Source organism: Vibrio sp. UCD-FRSSP16_30, assembly GCF_001676025.1.
GTDB lineage: Bacteria > Pseudomonadota > Gammaproteobacteria > Enterobacterales > Vibrionaceae > Vibrio.
Window position 1 is genome coordinate 1 of the sequence record NZ_LZFW01000059.1, and the last position, 987, is coordinate 987.

The following is a 987-nucleotide window of genomic DNA, read 5'->3' on the forward strand; positions in this document are numbered from 1 at the left end:
CAAGATTGCCTCCACTCCATCTAGCGACGAAGTTTCAAAGGCTCCCACCTATCCTACACATGTAGGGTCAATGTTCAGTGCCAAGCTGTAGTAAAGGTTCACGGGGTCTTTCCGTCTAGCCGCGGGTACACTGCATCTTCACAGCGATTTCAATTTCACTGAGTCTCGGGTGGAGACAGCGTGGCCATCATTACGCCATTCGTGCAGGTCGGAACTTACCCGACAAGGAATTTCGCTACCTTAGGACCGTTATAGTTACGGCCGCCGTTTACCGGGGCTTCGATCAAGAGCTTCGACCTAAGTCTAACCCCATCAATTAACCTTCCGGCACCGGGCAGGCGTCACACCGTATACGTCATCTTACGATTTTGCACAGTGCTGTGTTTTTAATAAACAGTTGCAGCCACCTGGTATCTGCGACTCCTAGTAGCTCCATCCGCAAGGGAYTTCACCGCCAAGAGCGTACCTTCTCCCGAAGTTACGGTACCATTTTGCCTAGTTCCTTCACCCGAGTTCTCTCAAGCGCCTTGGTATTCTCTACCCGACCACCTGTGTCGGTTTGGAGTACGATTCCTTATAATCTGAAGCTTAGAGGCTTTTCCTGGAAGCATGGCATCAATGACTTCACTGCACGTAGCAGCTCGACATCGTATCTCAGCGTTAAGAAAGTCCGGATTTACCTAAACCTTCCGCCTACATACTTGAACCTGGACAACCATCGCCAGGCCCACCTAGCCTTCTCCGTCCCCCCATCGCAATTATAAGAAGTACGGGAATATTAACCCGTTTCCCATCGACTACGCCTTTCGGCCTCGCCTTAGGGGTCGACTTACCCTGCCCCGATTAACGTTGGACAGGAACCCTTGGTCTTCCGGCGAGGGAGTTTTTCACTCCCTTTATCGTTACTCATGTCAGCATTCGCACTTCTGATACGTCCAGCAGCCCTTACAGACCACCTTCAACCGCTTACAGAACGCTCCCCTACCC

The 987-nt window shown here is 51.5% G+C and carries 1 rRNA gene; it reads right to left on the reverse strand.

The window, feature by feature from the left end:
- Nucleotides 1–987, reverse strand: a 23S ribosomal RNA gene (locus A9260_RS14245); the annotation flags it as partial.